We start from the raw sequence: 23,978 nt of genomic DNA, 5'->3' as shown, positions 1-23,978 counted from the left end.
AGTTACTCATAACTGACTGGTACAGCAAGTAGGTAGCCATTACCACGCATCGTTTTAATATAATGCGGGTACTGGGCACTTTCACCAAGACGTTGACGCAGACGACTAAGCTGCACATCAATCCCTCGCTCAAACGGCAGCGCTTCCCGCCCCCGCGTAGCGATAGAGATGGTGTCTCTGTCCAATATCTGATTAGGCCGTTCTAGGAAGAGCATAAGCAACGAAAAGTCGCTGCCCGATAAATCGTGAGACTGCTGAGTTTCTTGGTGAGTGATGCGGTGAGACAAGGTATCCAGTAGCCAGTCACCAAAGCGAATTGGTCGGGAGGTTATCGGGCCGACCTTCTCTTCTTTGGTCACGTTAATACGGCGTAACACCGCTTTAATACGCGCATTCAGGTGACGAGGATTGAACGGCTTAGCCAAGTAATCATCCGCACCAATTTCTAAGCCGATGATCTGATCGGTATCGTCTGAGACGGCCGTTAACATGATAATTGGTACTGACGATGTCCGCCGAACTGACTGACACAACGAGAAACCATCTTCACCAGGTAGCATCACATCAAGCAAAATAAGATCGGGATAACCATGTTGCTCAAGGTAAGAATGCATTTGAACGCCTTCATTGACGGTATTGACGATATAGCCTTGCTTCGTCAAGTACTCCTGCAGTAATTCACAAATTTCTTGATCATCATCCACGACGAGAACTTTCGCTGACATTTTTCCACCCAACGTATTACCAAACTTGATCTAGCGCCAGTGTAATTCCTCAAAGCGAACCCGATTAACAAATATTTTTAATAGTTTGAACCCCTTGCGGATCAATATCACATCTTGTTAACAAATTTTTGCATCAACCTGTCACGATGAGCAACTGATTTCCATTTTTTTACCCCAGTCTGGTGGCAACTTGGCGTATTCCTCATATTCAGGTTGCGAGTCGTAAGGTCTACGGAGTAACGCGGCCAAACGATGGACTTCAGTAAAGTCCCCTTCTTCAGCTTTATCAATAGCGATCTGCGCGAGGTAATTTCTGAGAATGTACTTAGGGTTTGCACTGCGCATTCGTTCGCACCGTTGCTCCGGCGTGATTTGTCGACCAACGTCATCCACTTCCAATTCACATCGCGCCAGATAGAGATCTAGCCAAGCTTGCGCCGCTTCCCTATCTATAAATAAATCGGTCACTTCTTGAGGTGGCTTGCTGTCTAAATTGGAGAGCGCGCGGAAGAAACGGGTATAATCTGCTTTGTTCTGATTAAGCAACTCAAACATCGACTCAAACAAACGCGCATCTTCTTTTATTTTGGTTTTTAAACCCAGTTTGTTACGCATCAAACGACTGAATTGTTGACTTAAACGGACTTCAAATTGACTTAGAGCAGCCTCGAGATCTGAACGTTCCACCAGTGGAGACAAAGCATGAGCCAGCGCAGACAAATTCCACAATGCAATTCTCGGCTGCTGATCAAATGCATAACGACCTTGGTAGTCGGAGTGGTTGCAGATATAACTCGGATCATAGTCGTCGAGGAAGCCAAATGGTCCGTAATCGAAGGTTTGACCAAGAATCGACATGTTGTCGGTATTCATTACTCCATGGGCAAACCCAACCGCCTGCCACTGTGCAATCATATCCGCGGTTTTTTCCACAATGGCCGCAAACATCGCAGCGTAAGGCTGCTCGGCTTGAGAGCATTCCGGGAAGAGCCACTCAATCACTTTGTCAGCGAGTAACTGTTGTTCGGCAAGTTGATTGGTGTAAAAAAAGTGTTCAAAGTGACCAAAACGAATATGCGTCTCCGTCATACGGATCAATAGCGCACCCTGTTCGGTTTTCTCTCGGTATACGGGCGTATCACTGACCATCATGCCTAGCGCACGAGTCGTCGCAATACCCAACCCAGCCATGGCTTCGCTGCATAGATACTCACGAATCGTCGAGCGAAGCACCGCTCTACCATCGCCCATACGCGAATACGGGGTTAGTCCTGCGCCTTTTAAATGGACGTCAAACCACGAACCGTTCTGATGTTGAATTTCGGCAAGGAGTAGTCCTCGTCCATCACCAAGGTCAGGGTTATAAACGCCAAATTGGTGCCCAGCATATTTCATTGCTAATGGACGAAATTCCTCAACGTTAGCTTGTCCGGAAAAAGCGTTGAGTAACGCTTCATCAGGCGAAGATGGCAAACCAAACTGCTGTGCGAAATCACCATTCCAAACCACCCACTGTGTATTCTGTAGCGGCTGTGGCTCTATGAAAGTGAAAAACGCCGAAGGCAGTTGGCTGTAACGATGGGTGAAATTGACCCCTTGCCAAATGGACATGTTGGGTTCCTTATCTAAAAAGACTAACTATTAGTCAGTATACGTCTTATCCCAATTGTCATTCAGCCATGAATTAAACATGGGTATTTACTGCTTCTATCGCTCGGAAACAAATAAGCCACTCGAAACGAGTGGCTTACGTCAAAAGCGAGATTAGTATTAGTGACGACGTTTCTAACTAAACGCTAAAAGCAAGGTTCTGATGTTTCTCTTATAAATCAACCGGTCAATACCGTATCTTCTGGGTACTTAATCAGAGTAGGTTCTGGACGAGCAAGCATATAAGCCAAAGTCAGTGGGCCGATACGACCGATGATCATTACCACAATCATGATGTATTTGCCCGGCTCCGATAGCTCCGCAGTAAGTCCAGCGGTTAAGCCTACCGTAGCAAAAGCAGAAATCGTCTCAAACAAAATTTTATCGAATGGCGCATTTTCCGTCAGCATCAACAAAAACATCGCGGTAGTAAGAATCGCGCCACTAACCACAATAATCGCGAGTGACTTAGTTACTGTTGGCCAGTTAACGGTTCTCTTAAACATCACAATGTGTTTTTTCTGAGTTAGAAACGCCCAAGTCGCCATAAATGCCACAGCAAAGGTCGAAACCTTAATACCACCACCCGTGGAAGTAGAGCCTGCGCCAATCAACATCAAGATAATCATGATCAGCAGTGCGGGCTGGGTGAATAACGCCAAATCCACACTATTAAAACCCGCGGTTCGAGCACTGGCTGATTGGAAAAATGCAGCAAGCCATTGTCCGGATTCTGGCAATAGCGCCATTGTGTCGGTATTGCTTCTTTCTAACAGCCAAAACAGCACAGTGCCGAACAAAAGTAACGACGGGGTCGCAACCAACATGATTTTAGTGTGAAGCTGTAGCGCTCTGAACCCTCTGCGCCAGTTGAGCCAAATATCACCGACAACCGTAAAACCCAAACCACCAAAAATAAACAGCCCAGCCAGGGTGAAGATAACGACAGGATCATCCACAAAGCTCATCATACTGTCAGAAAACAAAGCAAAGCCGGCGTTATTAAAAGCAGAAATGGAATGGAATAATGCGTAGAACATGCCCGTTTCCCATCCCATGTCCGGGACCCAACGAAAACAGAGAAAAATGAAGCCTATTGTTTCTGCAACCAGTGCAAAGACAATTATTTTTTTGACCAGTTTATTGAGATTCACATGACGATCTTGGCCTAGCGCATCTTTCGCTAACGCTTGTTGACGCAAGCTGATCCGAACCCCAAACATATATAGCAATACCGCCGACAGGGTCATCTGTCCTAAACCGCCGATTTGCATCAGGAACATCAAGAGTATTTTACCGGCCAAAGTAAAGTGTTGACCAGTATCCACAACACCTAAACCCGTTACACTGATTGCGGACGTCGCGGTAAACAAAGCATCGGTTATCGACAAGCCAGAAACCGAAAAGACCGGCAACGTCAGCAAAATTGCAGAAGGCAGTAATACACCGAGAAAGCTCACTAAGATTATTTTAGGCTCACTGCCCTTCGCTTTTTCTCGTTTATTATCTGGGACGTAAAACACGCCCTTCTGGTGAAATTGATTCATAGTGATTTTAGTTTATTGGCAAGCATATCCTGAGGACCTACGACAATAATGAGGTCACCAATTTCTAACTGAGCATCCAATTCTGGTGCTTTGATGATTTGTGGTCCACGTTTAAAGCCTAAAACCTGCACACCTTCCACTTTGCACAACGCAAGATCGCCTAATGTTTTGCCCATCCATTTTGATCCTATGACAAACTCGGTCATGGCAAGGCCACTGCCTAATGGGTGAAAGTCGAGGACACGTCGGTCAAGCATTTTACGCGCAACACGTATTCCCATGTCGCGTTCTGGCATGATCACATGGTCAGCCCCAACCTTTTGCAGAACCCGAGCTTGAAATCGATCGTTCGCTTTTACCCAAATCGATCTGACCCCTGCTTCTTTCGCAATCAAGGTAGCAAGAATACTGGCGTTAACATCGGTGCCTATCGCAATCATCACCATGTTGTAATCATCAAGCTTCAGCTCTGCGACGGTTTCTTCGTGGGTACAGTTTGCTACGATAGCCTGACTGGCAAATCCAGCGGCTTGTTTGACTTTATCTTCATCGATATCGACAGCTAAGACTTCTGAGCCTGCATCTTGCAGCTCTTGACATACCGCCATACCAAATCGACCCAGACCAATCACAGCGAATTGTTTATCACCCGTTTTCATTTGTGCCTCATTTATGCATTTAATAGCAGGAGCGAAATTTTGCGCTTATTCTGTGTTCAGTGCAAACTCAACAACGAGAAATTAAGCAAAGACTTACTTATCATCTGAGTTTGCACCAATAACCATATGACATAAATCAATATTTTCCAGAAATACTAAGATAATTTCGTTCGTACTTCCTTCTTAATTACTTCGCGAATTTAACGGCAAACCACCTCAATTAAACAGCGCTCGACACAAAGCATATATTTCGTGCTCATTGCATTTTTTGGGCATAAACATTATCAAAATTAAGACAAACATCACAAAATCACCTACATGAGTTATATTCTGGTATAGTTTGCGCCGACAAATTGATTTGTACTCTAAGCAGTTTGAGAGGGATAATGTCTACAAACAATGATAAGTACAGTATAGAGAATACTGACTACACGGTCGGACAAGACAATGTGCAAAAGTGGGGTTTTGATGTTCATAACCCTGTTTTTGGTGCAAGTGCTGGTTTGATCATTCTTTTCCTAGTTGCGTTACTGATGGTTGATCCAGCCACAGCAAAAGCAGGACTTGACGGAATAAAATGGCAAATCATCAATACCTTCGATGACTTGTTTATGCTGGCGGGTAATGCCTTTTTAATATTCTGTATTGTTCTGATTTTTTCTCCATTTGGAAAAATCCGAATCGGTGGTGCAGACGCAACGCCAGAGCACTCCAACTTATCGTGGATAGCCATGCTGTTTGCCGCAGGTATGGGGATCGGTCTGATGTTTTGGGGGGTAGCAGAACCTGTCGCTTACTTCACTGGTTGGTATGAAACGCCACTTAACGTGACACCTTTTACGCCAGAAGCAAAGCAACTGGCGTTGGGCGCAACCATGTTCCACTGGGGTCTTCACCCTTGGGCAATCTATGCGGTCGTTGCTCTGTCCATGGCCTTCTTTGCGTATAACAAAGGTCTTCCCCTATCAATGCGCTCTGTGTTTTATCCTATCCTCGGTGATCGGACATGGGGAGCGTTTGGCCACGTCATTGATATTCTGGCCGTAATCGCCACACTGTTTGGCTTAGCCACCTCATTGGGCCTTGGCGCACAACAAGCCGCCAGTGGTATTGGCCACGTATTGGGCATCGAAGGGGGAACTGGCATGCAAATGGCAGTGATCGCTTTTGTTACCACGTTGGCGATCATCTCCGTAGTACGCGGAATCGATGGTGGTGTAAAAGTGCTGAGTAACCTCAACTTGGGGATTGCATTCGCCTTGCTGATATTTGTTATCCTTGCTGGATTAACAGTAGCGTTAAGCTCACTACCAACAACGTTAATGGGTTACATCGAAAACATCATTCCTCTGAGTAACCCATTTGGTCGTGAAGACCAAGCTTGGATGCATGGTTGGACAGTATTCTATTGGGCTTGGTGGATTTCTTGGTCCCCATGTGTCGGTATGTTTATTGCGCGTGTTTCTAAAGGCCGTACCGTTCGTGAATTTTTGACAGCAGTGATCATTATTCCAACCACCATCACACTAATTTGGATGTCTGCGTTTGGTGGCTTAGCTATTGATCAAGTGATCAATAAAGTGGGAGAGCTGGGCACAAATGGTCTAAGCGATATTACGCTTTCACTTTTCTATACGTATGAAGCCATGCCAATGAGCACCATACTATCAACCGTCTCTATTGTGTTGATCATGGTCTTCTTTATCACTTCGTCAGACTCAGCATCGCTTGTCGTTGATAGCATTACAGCGGGCGGTAAATTGGACGCACCGGTGCCGCAACGAATCTTCTGGGCTTCAATCGAAGGGGCGATTGCCGCGGTTCTACTTTGGGTTGGTGGTACGGAAGCCGTACAAGCACTGCAAGCTGGTGCTATTTCGACTGGCCTGCCATTCACCATTATTCTGTTGGTGATGTGTGTCAGTTTGATCATGGGTATGCGAACAGAACCCGAGTTTATTAAACAGCAAGTAACCGTAAAAGCGCGATAATGGTTTGGTGCTAAGCTATACCAGTATCAAAATCGAACAAGCCGCATCGTTATGATGCGGCTTGTTTTTATACTTACACTCTAGATATGAGTACGCTCAAGGTATATCAAGACAACTAATTTGACGCGCTATTTCTATCCGTATTATGGCGTGATTTATCTTGTGGCTTGCGTTTATTCTTCGGTACGTAATTTAGAATCGAAATCGGTACCGGTTTTCTTGGGGCAAAGCCTTCGATTTCAACGCGTTCAAGCAAATGACCCAAACGACTTTCAATCATACATAGATTTTTAAAGTCATCTTTCGATACTAAAGAAATCGCTTCACCTTGGGCACCCGCACGGCCTGTACGTCCAATTCGGTGGACATATTCATCGGCTGGGAATGGCAAATCATAGTTAATCACCACTGGCAAATTGTCGATATCGATACCGCGCGCGGCAACGCCTGTTGCGACTAGGTACTGGATTTCACCAGCTTTAAACTTCTCGATGAGCTCCTGTCGAACGCGCTGGTTACGTCCACTATGGAAAGCTTCAGCAACAATACCGCGCTTTTCTAATTGGCTAACCAGCTTAGCTGCGCCGTGCTTAGTCTCAATAAACACCAACACTTGTGACCAGTCATTCTCTTTTAGCATGTGGCTGAGCAAAGACGATTTCATGTCTTTATCTACGGTGGTGATCCATTGTTTGATGTTGGATTTCGATGCACTGTGCTTAGCAATGGCAATTTCTTCCGGATCAACAATCGCGTTCTTCGCTAAGTCACGAACTGGATTCGACAGAGTCGCAGAGAACAATAAGCTCTGTACCTCTTGTGGCATGCAGTCAACGATCTTATCGATTGAATCAATGAACCCCATATCAAGCATCTTGTCGGCTTCGTCCAAGACCAGAACTTCTACTTCATCAAAGTGAATGGCGCGTTGTCCATACAGATCGATCAATCGACCTGGCGTGCTGACCACGATATCGACTCCGTCAATCAAGGCTTGTTTTTGTGGCGCATAATCAACACCGCCAAACATGGCCATGGACCGTAGAGATAAATTCTTACTATACGCTTCAATACTCTGATGAACCTGAAGCGCAAGCTCACGGGTCGGGGTAAGAATCACGGCGCGTGCACGCTTTTTCCGCTGCGTTTCACCTTGGCTCAGCTTTTCTAAAATAGGCAAAACAAAGCTGGCCGTTTTACCTGTCCCGGTTTGCGCTGCTGCGATCAAGTTACTGCCGCGCAACACAATTGGAATGGCTTTTTGTTGGATAGAAGTCGGTTTTTCATAACCAAGCGCAGTCACAGCTTCAGTGATCGGTGCGCTCAAACCAAGCTTAGAAAATGGCATAGTAACGTCTCAACAGAGGATTGGGCGCGTAGTGTATCAGAATCCTGATTAAGTGACAGAAGGAATAGTCGGCACAATAAAGGACGACCACCTATCCTTTGAATATATTCAACATTGATGATTTGACTAGAAGGTTTCATGGATATTTTGCTGCTACTAGGCTTGATCGCCTTAATCGTGCTAAATGGTCTGTTCGCCATGTCAGAATTAGCGCTTGTCGCTGCCAAGACGAGCCGACTCAAAATGATGGCAAACAACAGCCGCCGTGCAGCCCTCGCGCTCGACCTGAAAAATAACCCTACGCAGTTCTTATCGACGATTCAAATCGGCATCACCGTGATTGGTCTGTTAAGTGGTATTTTTGGCGAGGCAACCCTTTCCGTCCCGTTTGCAAGTTGGCTGAATGAACAAGGCATCGACCAAGAAGTGGCCAGTGTGATCGCCACCTTTAGCATCGTTTTGCTCATCACCTATTTTGCCATTGTCATCGGTGAGTTGGTGCCAAAACGTATTGCACAGAATAACGCTGAAACTATTGCCATCAACGCTGCCTATCCGATTCATTGGTTGGCGAAGCTCACCAAGCCATTCGTGTTTCTATTAACATTTACCACCAACTCCCTGTTACGGCTAATAAAGCAAAATGAAAGTAACGGCGACACCATAACTGAAGATGACATTGTTGCGATCGTCACCGAAGGATCAGAGTCTGGAGCCATTGAACCGCAAGAACAACTCATGATTCACAATCTACTTCACCTGAATGACCGTCCCGCGCTTTCCTTGATGACACCACGCAGCAGTATTCACTATCTCGATTCCGACCTTCCAATTGAGGATACTCTGCTCAACCTACGTCAAACCCAACATTCTGTATGGCCAGTATGCAGAGGTAGCTTGGATAACATCATTGGCACTATTTCATCTAAAGTACTGTTGGATGAGTATGACAATCTGTCGTTTGAACGCCTGTCTAAACAACTCAAACAACCGCGATTTGTACCGGAATCGTTGAAAGGGTTACCTCTGCTCAACTATATGCAGCAAACCAGTGCAGAGATGGTCTTTGTGGTTGACGAATACGGCGATGTACAGGGCTTGGTCACCTTGTACGATCTACTTAAATCTATTGCTGGTGAACTGGGTATGGAATCTCAACAGTTATGGGCTAAGCAGCAAAAAGATGGCACCTGGCTGATGAATGCCTTAATTCCAATCAACGAGCTCAAAAATAAGCTGGCACTCACCACTATTGAAGGGGAAGCAAGTGAAGGTTTCCAGACGCTCAACGGCTTCCTTACCTGCCATCTGGGTCGCGTACCTGAACAAGGCGAAACCATCGACTATCAAAACTGGCGCTTCGAAGTACTGCGGGTAAAAAGCAACCGCATCATCCAAGTGAAGATCTCGCCGTTAGAGACCATAACGAAGCCACAGGCGGTAGAACACAGCGACGAAGATTAACCACCAATATCGGGGGCTGCATTGATACAGATACTTGAATAAAAACGCCCCACTGATGAGCAGAGGGGCGATGAAATACAGCGGCCAAGAATGGGGTTCACTCCGATTGCCGAACGAACTCCGCCAAGGTTGATAAACGTTGTTCACTATGTTTAACGTAAGGGTTCTCGGTATCCCATGCGTAACCGGCAAGGATTGAACTGATCATCTGCTTGATACGTGGATTAGGGCTTTGGTAGAAAATCACATCTTGCAACGTGCCGTTGTACCAACCTTCTACGTAGGTGCGGAAAGTATTCACTCCTATCATCAATCGCTCAGCGTATTCAGCTTGCCAGTCCACCGCGTCTCCCTTTAACTGGCGAACCACACAATCGGCGGCAAACTCAGCCGACTTCATCGCAATCGTCACGCCCGATGAAAAAACCGGATCTAAAAACTCCCCCGCGTTACCAAGCAAGGCATACTTTTCTGTCGCCAGCTGTTTAACGTTTGCAGAATACCCACCGAGCTCCCCTGCTTGATTAGGGTACTCCGCATGACGTAATAAAGAAGCTAATCCAGCTTCCTCATTTGCCAACTGTTTCAATGCAGCAATCTTGTCAGTGGGATACTTATCAAAAAATTCAGGCTCTCCTACCACACCGAGTGAACAGGTGCCGTTAGAAAATGGAATGAGCCAATACCAGACATCTTGATTATCCGGATGAACAGAGATAAGGATCTTGTTGCGGTCGTATTCTATTTCTGACGGTGAGATATTGTCTTTGATATGAGTAAAAATGGCTGCTCTCGGCGGCAAACAGGAGGGTTCTTCAAGGCCGAGTAATCGAGGCAAAACGCGACCAAAGCCGCTCGCATCGAGTACAAAATCCGCTTCAATTTGATAAGTATTCTGCCCTGGGCCAATCACGGTTAATCGTGACTGGTTATCGTCTAACGTCATACTTTGCAGCTCGTGCTGATAACGAATCTCTACACCCTGCTCCGCTGCACTGTCCGCCAATACTTTATCGAAATTGCCACGTTGAACCTGAAATGTCGTCCCCGGGCCATCAGTGAACTTGTCTTCAAAGTTAAATTGGGTATAGATGCCTTTGCGACGAAAAGCTGCACCATCTTTGTACTGAAAGCCAAATTGGGTTACCGCATCCAGCATTCCAGCTTGTTCAATAACTTCCATACAGGCAGGTAACAAGCTCTCACCGATAGAAAATCGCGGAAACGTCGCCTTTTCTATCACGACAACGTCCACCCCTCGCCCCTTCAATAATGCGGCAACGGTCGACCCTGACGGCCCCGCACCAACAACGACTACCTGTTTACGCTCTGATTTCATTCTATTTATTGGCTTGCTTGTAGTTTTAATAGTGTATGACCAAGGCCAATGTCATCGGTTCTTTCAATGACCTCCAACCCTGCTGCTTCGACGACTTCAAGAAAGTCATCACTGCGATAAAAACGGCTGTTGCCATTCGCTAAACACGTAAAGTAAAGAGACGTCGCATTGAGGCTGTAGGAGGCACCTTCATACTTTTGTGCATCCCAGAACAACTCAAGCACGTAAATTGTATCTCCTGGCGTCAACTGTGCTTTTACTTTCTTCAGAATGTTTAAAATCTCTATCGGAGAAAAACAATCCAAAAACTGGCTCATCCACCAGATATCCGCTTGTTCAGGTAAGGTTTGGCTCTTATCCAGCATGTTCGCAGGATACGGCTTGATCCGGTCACTGAGTTGATGTTCAGCGACATTTGCCATGGCAGTGTCTAATTGTTGTGGCAGATCGACAATCGTGACCTGAACATCAGGATCATGGCAGCAACACTGCATTGACCATTTACCGGTATTGCCACCAATATCAACGATATGTTTTGGCTTACCTGCAAAGACTTCTTGAAGTAATAGTGGGAAAGAACGGTCGGAATAAAAGTGGTCAAACTTAAACCAACTTTGTTTGGCTTGCTCAGGCAAAGAAGAAAGCCCTTGGTAAATGGTTTCCCATTCACCCAACTCTTTTAATCCCGCGGGCTTGCCTTCTTTGATGGCTTGGGTCAAATGCATCATCGCGGCATAGCAAACGTCAGCGGTAAAATCCATATTGGCTTGCGTCATGCCATCATACAACAAGTAAAATCCTAAGTTTGCTAGGGAATAATTTGGTTTATCCCATAAGACAATATGTGCACTGACCGCCATATCCAGCAACACTTTAACCCCGTACTCAGAGACGCCCGTTTTTTCAGCAATGTTGACGGCACTCATGCCCTCAGCGCCCGCTTCATCAAGTGCGGTTAAAATACCTAAGTCTCTCAGCGTTCTGGCAGTGTGGAAGACGATGGGAGCGAACGATAATTTTTGCGCTTCTGTTTTCGCCTCAAGGGCGTTGAAAGGATCTTGTTTTTGATTTGGCACTATTGGACCTAGCTACTGGAAATAAAATATTCAAATAACTTCAAAATGCAGAGCTTTGCGCAAAAAACAACATTCTGCATCCTGAAGTTTTATGACACTATTTTACGGCTGACCCGCCATCATTGCTAGAAGTCGCTGTGTATCCATATTTAGATTACGCACCCAACCATTATAATTACGATGAATATTGCCACCCGCCGCATCAAGATTGAAAGAGTTCACGTAAAGAATTGAGTAATATTTATCGCTGTACGGAATTTTCACTTCTGCATAGTGATCACGAACGTTGATTTTAGCTAACAGGACGCCTGGGCTGACTTCTTCAATCTGCCAGCCGCGATGACTGGCAGCCTGCGTAATAGCCAGCTTGACTTGATAACTTTGAAGATCATAAATAACTGGAGTATTCTCAATATTTCTGACTGGCTCGACACGAGCACACCCAACAACAAATAACGTAAAGAGCAACGGAATAAACCACTTAAAGCGCGCCATGTTGAATCCTTTAATAATAACTTTGAAAAATTTTACTGTATTGCGCCTTAAAATAAACAATTTAATCAATTATGCCAAACTCTCAGTTAACATTATCCTTCAATATTGATGCATGGAAAGCAAATTCAGCTGGTTTATCAGAAATTGATGACTGGAAACAGTGGGCAATAAATGGCCACTGGCCAACTGATGAAAAAATAAACGCTGCTTTAATTCCCGCAATGATGCGCAGAAGAATGAGCACCATCAGTAAATTAGCAGTAAATACGGCCATCGAGTTATTAAACGTCCACCAAGTCGACTATTTGGTCTTTGCCAGTCGGCATGGTGAACTTCATCGTAGCTTTGGGATCATTAGCGATATTATCCAAGGGGAAGTGGCCTCTCCAATGGCGTTTTCTCAGTCAGTTCATAATACCGCTGCGGGTTTGGCGACAATTGCAACCAAACAGTCGATTCCGTTAACCTCCGTGTCTTCATCAGACAACACGTTTCAAAGTGCGATTTTGGAAGCGTGGTTATTCTTGGCTGATAACCCAGGCAAAAAGGTATTGTTGGTGGACTTTGATGAACCATTACCGAATGCTTACCACGAGTTCGAATACCAACATTATCCAGCATTTAGTGTGGGGTTAATTCTGTCGAGTGGTGATGAGATTAAGGTTGTTAAATCATCATCAGTCGCGACACATAATCACGAACCACTTCCTCAAGGGTTGACGTTTTTGAAACATTACCTATCACATTGCAATCAGTGGCATATTAACGCCCAGCGTCAAACGTGGGAATGGCATCAAAAATGAAGCGTTTAAATCAATATTGGCGCGTATTGGCGACTGGCTGTTGCTTTGTGCTATTTGGCTTAGGTGGCTTACTACTGAGCTTTATCATTATTCCCATCCTACGATTTTTCGTTTCCAATCCAACCGAGCGCGAATACAAAGTTCAAAAAACCATACAGTTTGCTTTTAACACGTTTTGTAAACTCATGAAGTTCAGCCGCGTGATCGATTACGAAATTATTGGCGCCGACATTCTTCGACGAGATCGCAACTGTTTAATTGTCGCCAATCACCCAAGCTTGATTGATTATGTATTAATTGCTTCTCAGTTGCCCAGTTGTGACTGTTTAGTGAAATCCGCGATCTGGTCTAACCCTTTCATGAAGCAAATCGTAAAAGCCGCGGGATATATACCCAATGAAACACCAGACGATTTAATCTCTCTGTGTGAAAAGCGGTTTAACGCTGGCAATGTATTGCTCATTTTTCCTGAGGGCACCAGAACCACGCCCGGCGTTGAATCAAAAATTCAACGAGGAGCTGCGCAAATTGCAGTACGGACAAAACGAGATATCAGAATTATCCATATCTCAGTGAGTCCTAATTTTCTGACAAAACAAACAAAATGGTATCAAGTTCCATCAGAAAAGCCCTTTTTCCAAGTAGAAGTTAAGGATAAAGTTGAGATTGCTCCCTTTATAAAGCAAACTACGTCCCCTACGATCGCGGCTAGACGCGTACAGCAGCACTTGGCTGATAGTATTTTCCCCGACAACACAAATTGATAAGCAGGGTCCAGTGGAACAGTTACACAACGATATCAAGCAACTTATTATTAATGCTTTAAACTTAGAAGATTTAACCATCGACGATATTGAAAGCGAAGCTCCCCTTTTTGGAGACGGACTGGGTTTGGATTCTATTGATGCACTCGAGCTTGGACTTGCGATTAAAAAGCAATACAACATCGTGATTGACGCCGACGACTCAAACACACGTGAGCATTTTGCTTCTGTCGCCAATCTCGCGAAATACATTTCTTCTCAAACCAAGGCTTAAGTTGTAGGTAGTTTCATGACGGATATAAATAAAGATCAAGTATTTGACCAAGTTAAAGATGCACTTGTTGAACTATTTGAAATTGACGCTGCGGATATTCAGCCAAACGCGCATTTATACCAAGACCTTGATTTAGACAGCATAGACGCCGTGGATCTTGTCGTTCACTTACAAAATGTCACGGGTAAAAAGATCAAGCCTGCTGAATTTAGCGCTGTAAGAACCGTCGACGATGTCGTCAATGCGGTCGCTGAGTTACTTAAGGAAAGTTAATGCGCCAATTGCTGACTGGTCTGTCTGCAATTGTACTGCTTGCCTACCCTTTCGCGGTTTACTTCGGTATTGACCGATTTGGTCTGAACTTAGTTGGGGGCTTGCTCATAGTCGCGTTACTGCTGCGCGTCTTTGTCGCAAATAAGACCCCGCTAAAAGAGTTCAAATTTCTCGCGTTCACCAGTGGTGCCGTGGGCATTTTTCTCGTGACACTTGGTTTGATATTTAAGGATCACGGCCTGCTTACGTTTTATCCTGTCGCGGTGAATTTGTGCATGTTGTGCGTCTTTTCTCTAAGCCTAAAACAGCCGCAATCGCTGATAGAGCGGTTAGCTCGGCTACAAGAACCCGAACTTCCTCCAAGTGGTGTCAGCTACACGCGCAACGTCACTGTGGTTTGGTGCGTTTTCTTTGCGCTTAATGCCTCTATCGCTCTCTATACTTGCTTTCAACCAATCAAAGTTTGGACACTTTATAACGGTTTAATCAGTTATTTACTTGTCGGCACTTTATTCGCAGCAGAGTGGGTTGTGCGTCAAATTGTTCGAAAGGATCATTAACGGAATGAGTTCTGCCTCGTCTACCAGACTATCTTTAGCCGCATTAATGCAAGCGAAAAGGTCCGAACAATCCCCCGTCGCGTATCATCGCAATACACACTTTACATGGGGTGATTTTCAACAACACGTTACAGCACTTGTACAACAGCTTAAAAGCCAGCCAGCGCATGATATCGCGTTGTGCTTCGGCAACAGCTATCTGTTTTCCGTCAGCTTGGTGGCTTGCGCTTACGCTGAGAAATCCATCGTGTTACCGGGCAACTATCAACCAGAAGCGTTAAAAGCACTTTATGACCATTATGATTTGGTCTTACACGATGGTGATGTTGACGTACCGGACACACTGACGACGTTGTCAGTCAAGGTGCAAGCCTTGAGAGCACAACAGGATAAACACCCTGCTGTTTGGCGTGAATTGGACCTGGCCGCGACGCCAGTGACACTGTTTACATCAGGCTCCAGTGGCACACCTAAAGCCATCGCAAAAACACTCAAGCAACTCGATATTGAAGTAGCCATTCTCGACCAACTTTGGGGAGAACACCTTGCAGACACGCGTGTCGAAAGTACCGTATCACACCAGCACATTTACGGTCTGCTCTTTCGAGTGCTGTGGCCACTGTGTTCCGCACGCCCGTTTGCTGTTTACAACCTAGAGTTTCCTGAGCAAATTGTCCAACGCACAGACTCAACTACCACATTAATCAGCAGCCCTGCGTTGCTCAAACGAATGACGGCAGAGCATGGTTCTGTTGATATGCGTAGTGTCTTTTCGTCTGGCGGACCGTTGCCTAATCACGCGGCACTGCATGCTCAGCAACACTTGGGGTCATTACCTATTGAAGTCTTTGGCAGCACCGAAACCGGCGGCATCGCTTATCGAAAGCAGCATGCAATAAATACAGCCTGGACGCTGTTCCCCGGCATTGACGCCGCTCTCAACCATGAAAACTGTTTAAAACTTCGCTCTCCACACATCGATGAAAACGCTTGGTACCAAACCGCAGACGAGTGCTATTTCCATGATAGTATTCACTTTGAATTGCGTGGACGCACCGATCGAATCGTCAAGGTGGAAGAAAAACGCATCTCATTGGTTGAAGTCGAAAAACGGTTAGAACAACTACCCTGGATTGAAGAAAGCGTGGTCATTCCCCTTGAAGATTCACAACGACTTTCTTTGGTATCTATCATTGTTCTTACCGTTGAAGGCGAACATAAGCTCAACGAACTCGGAAAAGGTAAGTTTTGGATTGAACTTCGAAACACGCTCCGTCACTGGCTAGAACCTCTTGCGATTCCGAGAAAGTACCGAGTGGTAAAAGCAATCCCGCTAAATAGCCAGGGCAAACGCCAAGTGGCTGAAATGGAAAAATTATTCCAATAATACTGCTCCAGTAACAAGGCAGCTCCAGTAGCAATAAATCATATGGAAAAAAGAAAACCGACAATTAAACATATTGAAGTGAGCCAAAACACCGCTGAACTGGTGCTACGAGTTGATGAAGACATCCTCGATTTTAAGGGACACTTTGCTCACTTTCCGCTTTTACCCGGTGTCACGCAAATTGACTGGGCGCTGTTCTATGCCATCCAGTACCTGAAAACACCCACTGCATTTAAAGGAATGGAAGTGATTAAGTTCCAAGAGCCCATCCTACCCAACTCAACCGTTCACTTAGCCCTGAGCTGGGATGGTGAAAAAGGAAAATTGGCTTTTAAATACACCTCGGGTAGCCATGACACACAGAACACGCATTCATCCGGAAAAATGAAACTGGGGCTGCCTAGTGAGTGAGTATCGCCCGTGTTTTTTGATCCCTTGCTACAATCACGGCACTACCATTGCCGATGTCGTGACATCGCTCTTGCCCTTTGCTATGCCAGTCATCATCGTCGACGATGGCAGTAACGGCATCACCAAGCGTGCGTTGGCATCGCTGCAACAACAAGACTGTATTGAATTAATCACCCTTGCTGAGAATCAAGGTAAAGGCGGCGCTGTCATGGCGGGTATACGTCATGCTCATCAGCAAGGATATAGTCACGCAATTCAGATCGATGCGGATGGACAGCACGACCTGACGGCACTGCCGGCCTTACTGAGTGCCAGTGAATCAAAGCCGGATATGCTGATTTCTGGTCAGCCAATCTATGATGACAGTGTGCCTAAATCTCGCTTGTACGGACGCTACGCTACCCACGTTTGGGTGTGGATCGAAACCTTGTCTTTATCAATCAAAGACAGCATGTGTGGTTTCCGTGCCTACCCTATTGGTCAAACCGTTGCTGTATTGGATAAATATAACATCGGCAAACGCATGGATTTTGATACCGAAATAATGGTACGAATGTACTGGGATGGGATCGATGTTGATTTTGTCCCAACGCGCGTGATCTACCCTGAAGGTGGCATTTCTCACTTTGATGTGTTGTGGGACAACGTTAAAATCAGTTGGATGCACACCCGCTTATTCTTTGGCATGTTGCCACGTACTCCTTCTTTATTGTTGCGGAAAACAGCCAAATCTGACGACACCAACACGCATTGGTCTAAGCGAAAAGAACAAGGCACCGTATTCGGCATCAAACTCTTGCTGGCAGTTTATCGTCTGTTTGGTCGAAAAGTGTTTGATCTGATTTTAAAGTTGGTCATGCGTTACTATCACTGGACAGGAAAGTCGGCTCGAGAAGCCTCTGAACATTATTTGTCTATTTTGAAACCGTATGCTCAGGATAAGAATATTGTTTTACCCCAAGAGTTAAACAGCTACCAACACCTGCTCTCTTTTGGTCGCACTATGCTCGACAAACTGGCGGCGTGGCAAGGTGACTTTAGTGCCGACAACCTGACGATTCATGGTCAGCATCACTTCGAAGAGATGGCGCAACAAAAACAAGGGGTGCTCATTCTTGGCTCTCACCTGGGGAATATTGAACTGTGTCGCGCATTAGGCCGCCGTCACTCTAATATTAAAATCAATGCGTTAGTCTTTACCCAACACGCTGAGCAGTTTAATGCCGTGATGAAGGCGGTGAACCCGAGTTCAGAACTCAACCTTATCCAAGTCAGCTCGATGGGACCAGATACCGCTATTTTGCTGCAACAGAAAATCGAGCAAGGTGAGTGGGTGGTGATCGTTGGCGATCGCACTTCCACCAGCAAAGAGAGTCGCGTGGTTTGGGCGGACTTTCTTGGTCAGCCCGCGCCATTTCCGCAGGGGCCATTTATGCTCGCTTCCGTGTTAAAAGCCCCCGTTTATCTCCTGTTTGGCTTAAGAGATGATACTGCGAGTACGCCACACTTTAATGTCTATTTTGAACATTTTAGTGACCAAATCAGCTTACCGCGTAAAACGCGCCAACACGCCTTGGAAGAGGTCGTACAACGCTATGCTCAGCGATTAGAACACCACACGCTGCAAGCGCCTTTGCAATGGTATAACTTTTTTAACTTCTGGACGTTAAGTAATCAGCCACATGACAAACAACACTAATCACAACATTACTTTTGGTGCTCAACCGCTTACGATTGAAGATGTGGTTGCAATAGCGCACGGGGCGAAAGCCACCATGAATGCATCATCGGACTTCAACGCTAAAATCGACCGCGGAGTAGCATTTTTGGAACGTTTGCTGCGAGAAGAAGGCGTGATTTATGGCGTGACAACCGGATATGGTGATTCGTGTACTGTGGCAATTCCGCCCGCATTGGTGGATGAACTACCACTTCATCTGACGCGTTTTCACGGCTGTGGACTGGGGCAGATTTTAACTCATGAACAAGCCCGCGCGGTGCTCGCCACCCGCCTGTGTTCATTATCTCAAGGTGTGTCTGGCGTCTCTCATGACTTGCTCAACCAAATTGTGACACTGATTAATCACGACATTGCCCCACGTATTCCGCAAGAAGGCTCGGTTGGTGCAAGCGGTGATTTAACCCCTCTGTCTTATTTGGCGGCCACGCTCATCGGTGAGCGCGAAGTTCTATACAAAGGTGACGTGAGACCAACGCACGAGGTGTTCACCGAACTCGGTATCGACCCTATCCGCCTTAAGCCTAAAGAAGGCTTAGCATTAATGAACGGCACGTCTGTCATGACCGCCCTAGCCTGCCTCGCCTACAAACGTGCCGAGTACCTGGCGCAGCTGTGCACCAAAATTACGGCAATGGTATCGGTTGGTATGCAAGGCAATGATTTCCACTTTGATGAAGCTCTGTTCGCGGTCAAACCACATCCAGGGCAACAGCAAGTCGCTCGTTGGCTGAGAGACGATTTGAACGCCGAACGTCCACCTCGTAACAGTGACCGACTGCAAGATCGCTACTCGCTGCGTTGCGCCCCGCACGTTATTGGTATGGTGCAAGATTCTCTACCTTGGCTACGACAGTTAATAGAAAATGAACTCAACAGTGCCAACGACAACCCTATCATTGATGGCGACAACGAGCGTGTACTGCATGGTGGTCACTTCTACGGTGGTCACATTGCCATGGCGATGGATACGTTGAAAGTGAACATTGCCAACCTGGCTGATTTGTTGGATCGACAAATGGCACAGCTGATGGATTATAAGTTTAACAATGGCCTACCGTTTAACTTAACCGGTGCAGAAGGCGAACGTAAACCGATCAACCATGGCTTTAAAGCCGTGCAGATTGGCATTTCTGCCTGGACAGCAGAAGCCCTGAAAAACACAATGCCAGCAAGCGTATTCTCCCGTTCGACAGAATGCCATAACCAAGACAAAGTCAGCATGGGCACCATTGCGGCTCGCGATTGCTTGCGTGTGCTGGAGCTCACCGAGCAAGTTGCCGCAGCATCACTGCTCGCGAGTGTACAAGCGGTTGAAATTCGTCGTCGCCATAACGAATTAGACGAACACCATATGAGCAACAACTTACGAATGATTCGTGATGCCGTTCTAACCGAGTTTGAATTTGTGATTGAAGATCGCCCGTTAGAGTCGGATTTGCGTCACTTCATTGGGCGAATTCAGCAACGTCACTGGTCATTGTACGCGGAGGCATAATGCAAGACCCAATTCTCTATCCATTAGAAGCGGAGGTGACAATGGTCACCTCATTTCAAGATGCCGACCCCATGGGCGTGATTTATCACGGTAACTTTTTTCGTTATTTCGAAGAAGCGCGCCGCGTATTGATGGAGAAAATTCAATACAGCTATCGTGACATGCAAGATTCAGGATACATGTGGCCGATCATCGACACTCGGGTCAAATATGTCAAAGCGATCCCCTTCAATCATCGAATTCGTATTACGGCAAAGCTGACCGAGTGGGAAAATCGTCTACGCGTGGATTACGTCATTTACGATGCCGACAGCCATCAACGCATGTGTAAAGCGCACACGACTCAAGTCGCGGTCTCAATCGAAACACAAGAAATGTGTTTTGTCTCACCATCGGTTTTTTTGGACAAAGTGACACAGTGGCATAACCAAGGGAACGTCAATTGATGCAAAAATGGCTTCTCTCCTTCGCGCTACTGTTTTCGGTTTCCGCGGCGGCAAATGTCACCGACCTGGCGTCGCTACAACAACAGCTATCGCAACATCCAGTAGTGCGCGGCGAATTTACCCAACAGCGTCATCTTGACATGTTCAATCAGCCTTTGCGTTCCAGCGGTCATTTTACACTCAGTCAAATGCATGGGTTGCTGTGGCAACAGGACACACCGTTTCCAGTCAACTTAGTCCTCACTGAGAACAAACTTCGTCAAACGTTTGCCGATCAAGAACCAAAAACGATCTCTGCCAAAGATAACCCAATGGCGTTCTATTTCAGCCGTATTTTTCTGTCTGTGTTTCACGGTGATACAACCGCTTTAAAAACGCAGTTCTCATTGGATTTTTCAGCCGATAAAGGTCAGTGGCGATTGGTATTAGCCCCTAAGCAGCCCCCCCTTAACGCTGTCTTTAAGTCGATTGTGTTATCTGGTAACGAGCACATTGACAACCTCACGCTGCAAGAATTACGTGGTGATAAAACTGACATTGAATTTAGCCATCAAACTTCGATACCACAGGAACTGACGGATGCTGAAGACGCCCAATTCCGCTTCTCGTTTTAGCCTTGGTTCGCGGTCCCTGGCTCTGGCTTGGCTAAGCATTGTTGTCTTGGCCAGCGTATTGCTGCTCAAACAATGGTTGTGGAACGCAAACTCGCCAATAGAGACCGACATATTAAAACTGCTGCCGAAGAATCAGCAGAACCCGGTTGCGGAACAAGCATTTGAATCCGTCTCTGCCAGTCTGAGTGACAAAGTCGTGTTTGTGCTGACCGCGACGGAGAAAAAAGCGTTGTTCCAAGCGGTATCCGCCTTAGAGTCAGGGCTTCGCCAAATGCCACACTTTAATAAGGTGGTTGGTAAGATCTCTTTGCAAGAGCAGCAAGCGTGGTCCAATTATTACTTCCAGCACCGTTTTCAGTTTCTGACTCCAGAACAGAGAACACGCCTAAGTCACAACCCAGCGAAGCAGGTTCAACACGTTGTGCAGTCCCTTTATAACCCGTTTTCTGGCGTGACCGGGCAAGAGCTGCAAAGTGACCCCTTTTTGTTATTTCGGGACTATTTAACGCAAGTTACGCAACAATCTTCGTCTTTCCGACTGGATAACGGCTACCTATCGACGCAGAAGGAAGGTCGACAATACTTGCTTGTGACGGCAGAGCTCAATCACTCACCCTACAGTATTAAAGGGCAACAAGCGGTGCCTGATATTCGTGCGCTAGAAGAGAACGTCGAAAAGGCATTTCACGCAGACATCGCTCACACAGGTGTCTTGTTCTACGCCGACTTTGGCACCCAAAGTGCTAAGTCCGAAATCAGTACCATTGGCGTTTTTTCGCTGCTTGGTATTGTATTCTTGTTCCTCTTCATATTCCGCAGTGCCATGCCTTTGTCACTCGCCCTGTTGTCGATAGCCATCGGGTTGCTCGTCGCACTTTCAATCACAACGTGGATATTTGGCAAAGTGCATCTCTTTAGCTTAGTCTTCGGTGCCAGCTTGATCGGGGTCTCCATCGATTATGCCTTCCACTATCTCACTGAGCGGCTCGCAGCGGGCGCCAGTTGGGACAGCCGAAAAGGTCTCAAGCATATTTTCATCGCCATTACGCTTGGGTTAGTCACCAGTTTAATTGGCTACCTCGGTATGCTGGTCGCGCCATTCCCAGGGCTACAACAACTTGCTCTATTTTCTTCGATTGGGTTAGTGGCTGCTTACGCGACGGTCGTGGCTTGGTATCCATTGCTCGCCTCTCTACCATCACATCCCAACGCGACGTTACCCGGGCGTTCACTGTTGTCCAGCTGGCTGAAAGTATGGCAGCAGCCTTGGTTAAAAATAGGACTGCCGACCCTTTGTACCCTTTTCAGTGGCTACTTTTTAGTGGGCCTTAACTACAATGACGATATTCATCTGCTGCAAGCCATGCCAAAAGACCTCAAACAGCAAGAAGCGCTGGTCACCAAGCTCAGCGGCATGCAATCTTCGCAACAAATGTTGGTCGTCACCGCAGAAAATAATCAACGTTTACTAGAACAGCTGGAATCGCTAACGCCAACGTTAGCTTCATGGCAATCTGAGCACGTTATTGAAGGCTATCAGAGCCTGCATCAGTATGTGAGCTCGATTGAACGTCAGCAGCACGATCATCAGCTCATACGCGACCTTTATGCGAACCAAGCAAACCAACTGAGCACGGCATTGCAACTCAGCGACCTCCCGGAACTCAACGACGCATTTGCTCCTGTCACGCTAGAGGCGTATTTACAACACCCTGTTTCTGCACCGATACGTTTTCTCTATTTGAACAAGATAGAAGGGCTTTCTGCTGCCATTATCGTGCTCAACCACCTGCAACATCCAGAAGTGGTCAAGGCATTTACCCAATCTGAAGCCAATGTCACCTACCTAAACAAAGCGGAAGAAGTCTCGTCACTGTTTGGCGAATATCGCGTTAAGATTATGGAACTATTGGCCGCCGCCAGTGCGGTTATCTTGCTCGTGTTAATCAAACGCTATGGCGTAGCCCACAGCCGGCAAATTTTTCTACCGTCCCTGATTGCATGTGCATGTGGACTGGCAACCGCAGCCGCTACGGGAGCAACGCTCAACCTGTTCAATTTGCTCGGACTGATCCTGATACTCGGTATTGGCATTGATTACACGCTATTCTTCGCCGAGAAAGCCCGCAGTTTAAGCACATTACTGGCGATCACTTTGTCTGCCATCACGACGGTACTGTCCTTTGGGTTATTGTCACTGAGCCAAACCCACGCCATTCATAGTTTTGGCATCACGGTACTCAGCGGTATTTTCGTGGCTTGGCTGCTCTCACCTATGGCCATAAAATCAGAGGAAGTGACCTCATGAGCAAACTAAAAACGTTTTACCGCGCTACGATCGTTCTATTCGGCCTACTGTTGGGAGCCTGTAGCCTCGTGCCGCAACATGCATCAACGCAGGTAGAAGCTGCTCCGAACATCAAGATTACGCTGCCTACACCAGCTAGCCTTGGTCACTCGTTAACGGCAAGTCAGTTGATCACAGCATCTTGGCAAGTAGCAGGAAACAAGAAAACCGAACAACTTCCCGTCCAGTTGCAAGTCACAAACCAGGATGTGGTGTTAGCGGGTTTTTCTTCTTGGGGTACTCGTATCCTCTCGCTGTCTTACGATGGACATAAAGTAAAGACAGAAGTGCTCAATGGTTTGCAACAGTCACTACCACAGCCAGAACAGGTGTTGTTTAACCTGATGCTCACACTGTGGCCGAGTTCCGCTTGGGAAGGCCCATTAAATAAGGTAAGCTGGCGAATGGTTGATACACCATACTCACGCACCATTGTTGATGGTGACGGTGAATCTGTGATTGTTATTCAGTACAGTTCCTCCAATCACCTAGAGGGAGATATTGAGTTTCATCACCAGAAACAAGCGTTTTCAATTTCTATTCAAACACTACAGCATCAGATAAATTAA

23 protein-coding genes are annotated in these 23,978 nt (G+C 46.4%); 15 read left to right on the top strand and 8 right to left on the bottom strand.

Annotated features, from left to right (window positions below; all coding sequences use genetic code 11):
- Positions 1–2: 2 nt before the first annotated feature.
- The 4 genes from ONE56_RS04240 to ONE56_RS04225 all read right to left on the bottom strand — a co-directional run bounded on the left by ONE56_RS04240 (position 3) and on the right by ONE56_RS04225 (position 4,581).
- Complete coding sequence (locus ONE56_RS04240; protein ID WP_423840284.1) at positions 3–725, bottom strand: response regulator; 723 nt, start codon at positions 723–725, stop codon at positions 3–5.
- 141 nt (positions 726–866) lie between these two features.
- Positions 867–2,336, bottom strand: coding sequence for a protein adenylyltransferase SelO (locus ONE56_RS04235; protein ID WP_423840283.1), 1,470 nt, complete (start codon positions 2,334–2,336; stop codon positions 867–869).
- Positions 2,337–2,554: 218 nt separating this feature from the next.
- Positions 2,555–3,922: a TrkH family potassium uptake protein gene (locus ONE56_RS04230; protein ID WP_423840282.1), complete on the bottom strand. Its 1,368-nt coding sequence runs from the start codon at positions 3,920–3,922 to the stop codon at positions 2,555–2,557.
- The gene (locus ONE56_RS04225; protein WP_041154196.1) at positions 3,919–4,581 is read right to left on the bottom strand and encodes a potassium channel family protein; all 663 of its coding nucleotides are present in this window, start codon (positions 4,579–4,581) and stop codon (positions 3,919–3,921) included. Before ONE56_RS04225 ends, ONE56_RS04230 begins: the two co-directional genes overlap by 4 nt.
- Positions 4,582–4,967: 386 nt before the next feature.
- On the opposite strand from ONE56_RS04225, the gene ONE56_RS04220 reads away from it, so the two are divergent.
- Entirely contained in the window at positions 4,968–6,572 is a 1,605-nt protein-coding gene (locus ONE56_RS04220; protein WP_041154197.1) for a BCCT family transporter, read from the top strand.
- Between the two features lie 115 nt (positions 6,573–6,687).
- Here the strand turns inward: ONE56_RS04220 and ONE56_RS04215 are convergent, their stop codons facing one another.
- The gene (locus ONE56_RS04215; protein ID WP_423840281.1) at positions 6,688–7,920 is read right to left on the bottom strand and encodes a DEAD/DEAH box helicase; all 1,233 of its coding nucleotides are present in this window, start codon (positions 7,918–7,920) and stop codon (positions 6,688–6,690) included.
- 138 nt (positions 7,921–8,058) lie between these two features.
- Between ONE56_RS04215 and ONE56_RS04210 the strand changes: the two genes are divergently transcribed.
- On the top strand, positions 8,059–9,384 hold the full coding sequence (locus tag ONE56_RS04210) for a hemolysin family protein (RefSeq protein ID WP_423840280.1): 1,326 nt from the start codon (positions 8,059–8,061) through the stop codon (positions 9,382–9,384).
- A 97-nt stretch (positions 9,385–9,481) separates the two neighbouring features.
- Here the strand turns inward: ONE56_RS04210 and ONE56_RS04205 are convergent, their stop codons facing one another.
- The 3 genes from ONE56_RS04205 to ONE56_RS04195 form a co-directional block, all read right to left on the bottom strand.
- Complete coding sequence (locus ONE56_RS04205) at positions 9,482–10,723, bottom strand: NAD(P)/FAD-dependent oxidoreductase (protein ID WP_331438137.1); 1,242 nt, start codon at positions 10,721–10,723, stop codon at positions 9,482–9,484.
- 5 nt (positions 10,724–10,728) lie between these two features.
- Positions 10,729–11,799 carry a methyltransferase gene (locus tag ONE56_RS04200; protein ID WP_423840279.1) on the bottom strand — a complete coding sequence of 357 codons (1,071 nt, stop codon included), beginning with the start codon at positions 11,797–11,799 and terminating at the stop codon, positions 10,729–10,731.
- 102 nt (positions 11,800–11,901) lie between these two features.
- Positions 11,902–12,294 carry a hypothetical protein gene (locus tag ONE56_RS04195; protein ID WP_423840278.1) on the bottom strand — a complete coding sequence of 131 codons (393 nt, stop codon included), beginning with the start codon at positions 12,292–12,294 and terminating at the stop codon, positions 11,902–11,904.
- A gap of 71 nt (positions 12,295–12,365) precedes the next feature.
- Between ONE56_RS04195 and ONE56_RS04190 the strand changes: the two genes are divergently transcribed.
- The 13 genes from ONE56_RS04190 to ONE56_RS04130 are packed head-to-tail and all read left to right on the top strand — an operon-like array spanning position 12,366 to position 23,978.
- Positions 12,366–13,097 (top strand): beta-ketoacyl synthase chain length factor, encoded by a 732-nt coding sequence (locus ONE56_RS04190; protein WP_423840277.1) that lies wholly within the window; start codon positions 12,366–12,368, stop codon positions 13,095–13,097.
- Positions 13,094–13,861: a lysophospholipid acyltransferase family protein gene (locus tag ONE56_RS04185; RefSeq protein ID WP_423840276.1), complete on the top strand. Its 768-nt coding sequence runs from the start codon at positions 13,094–13,096 to the stop codon at positions 13,859–13,861. Before ONE56_RS04190 ends, ONE56_RS04185 begins: the two co-directional genes overlap by 4 nt.
- A 13-nt stretch (positions 13,862–13,874) precedes the next feature.
- Complete coding sequence (locus ONE56_RS04180; protein WP_423840275.1) at positions 13,875–14,135, top strand: phosphopantetheine-binding protein; 261 nt, start codon at positions 13,875–13,877, stop codon at positions 14,133–14,135.
- A 15-nt stretch (positions 14,136–14,150) separates the two neighbouring features.
- Positions 14,151–14,408 carry an acyl carrier protein gene (locus ONE56_RS04175; protein WP_041154203.1) on the top strand — a complete coding sequence of 86 codons (258 nt, stop codon included), beginning with the start codon at positions 14,151–14,153 and terminating at the stop codon, positions 14,406–14,408.
- Entirely contained in the window at positions 14,408–14,968 is a 561-nt protein-coding gene (locus tag ONE56_RS04170) for a hypothetical protein (RefSeq protein WP_041154204.1), read from the top strand. Before ONE56_RS04175 ends, ONE56_RS04170 begins: the two co-directional genes overlap by 1 nt.
- 4 nt (positions 14,969–14,972) lie before the next feature.
- Positions 14,973–16,355 (top strand): AMP-binding protein, encoded by a 1,383-nt coding sequence (locus ONE56_RS04165; RefSeq protein ID WP_423840274.1) that lies wholly within the window; start codon positions 14,973–14,975, stop codon positions 16,353–16,355.
- Positions 16,356–16,397: 42 nt separating this feature from the next.
- The gene (locus tag ONE56_RS04160; protein ID WP_423840273.1) at positions 16,398–16,766 is read left to right on the top strand and encodes a 3-hydroxyacyl-ACP dehydratase; all 369 of its coding nucleotides are present in this window, start codon (positions 16,398–16,400) and stop codon (positions 16,764–16,766) included.
- Entirely contained in the window at positions 16,759–18,465 is a 1,707-nt protein-coding gene (locus ONE56_RS04155; protein ID WP_423840272.1) for a glycosyltransferase family 2 protein, read from the top strand. Before ONE56_RS04160 ends, ONE56_RS04155 begins: the two co-directional genes overlap by 8 nt.
- Entirely contained in the window at positions 18,449–20,002 is a 1,554-nt protein-coding gene (locus ONE56_RS04150) for an HAL/PAL/TAL family ammonia-lyase (protein ID WP_423840271.1), read from the top strand. The genes ONE56_RS04155 and ONE56_RS04150 overlap by 17 nt, the downstream gene beginning before the upstream one ends.
- Positions 20,002–20,448: an acyl-CoA thioesterase gene (locus ONE56_RS04145; RefSeq protein ID WP_423840270.1), complete on the top strand. Its 447-nt coding sequence runs from the start codon at positions 20,002–20,004 to the stop codon at positions 20,446–20,448. Before ONE56_RS04150 ends, ONE56_RS04145 begins: the two co-directional genes overlap by 1 nt.
- Positions 20,448–21,062, top strand: coding sequence for an outer membrane lipoprotein carrier protein LolA (locus ONE56_RS04140; protein ID WP_423840269.1), 615 nt, complete (start codon positions 20,448–20,450; stop codon positions 21,060–21,062). The genes ONE56_RS04145 and ONE56_RS04140 overlap by 1 nt, the downstream gene beginning before the upstream one ends.
- Positions 21,028–23,370: an MMPL family transporter gene (locus ONE56_RS04135; RefSeq protein ID WP_423840268.1), complete on the top strand. Its 2,343-nt coding sequence runs from the start codon at positions 21,028–21,030 to the stop codon at positions 23,368–23,370. The genes ONE56_RS04140 and ONE56_RS04135 overlap by 35 nt, the downstream gene beginning before the upstream one ends.
- Positions 23,367–23,978 carry a DUF3261 domain-containing protein gene (locus ONE56_RS04130; RefSeq protein ID WP_423840267.1) on the top strand — a complete coding sequence of 204 codons (612 nt, stop codon included), beginning with the start codon at positions 23,367–23,369 and terminating at the stop codon, positions 23,976–23,978. The genes ONE56_RS04135 and ONE56_RS04130 overlap by 4 nt, the downstream gene beginning before the upstream one ends.

The organism is Vibrio mytili (assembly GCF_049563345.1).
Classification (GTDB): Bacteria; Pseudomonadota; Gammaproteobacteria; order Enterobacterales; family Vibrionaceae; genus Vibrio; species Vibrio mytili.
Note: the sequence above shows the minus strand (reverse complement) of the source record. Positions and strands in the feature narration are given on the sequence as shown.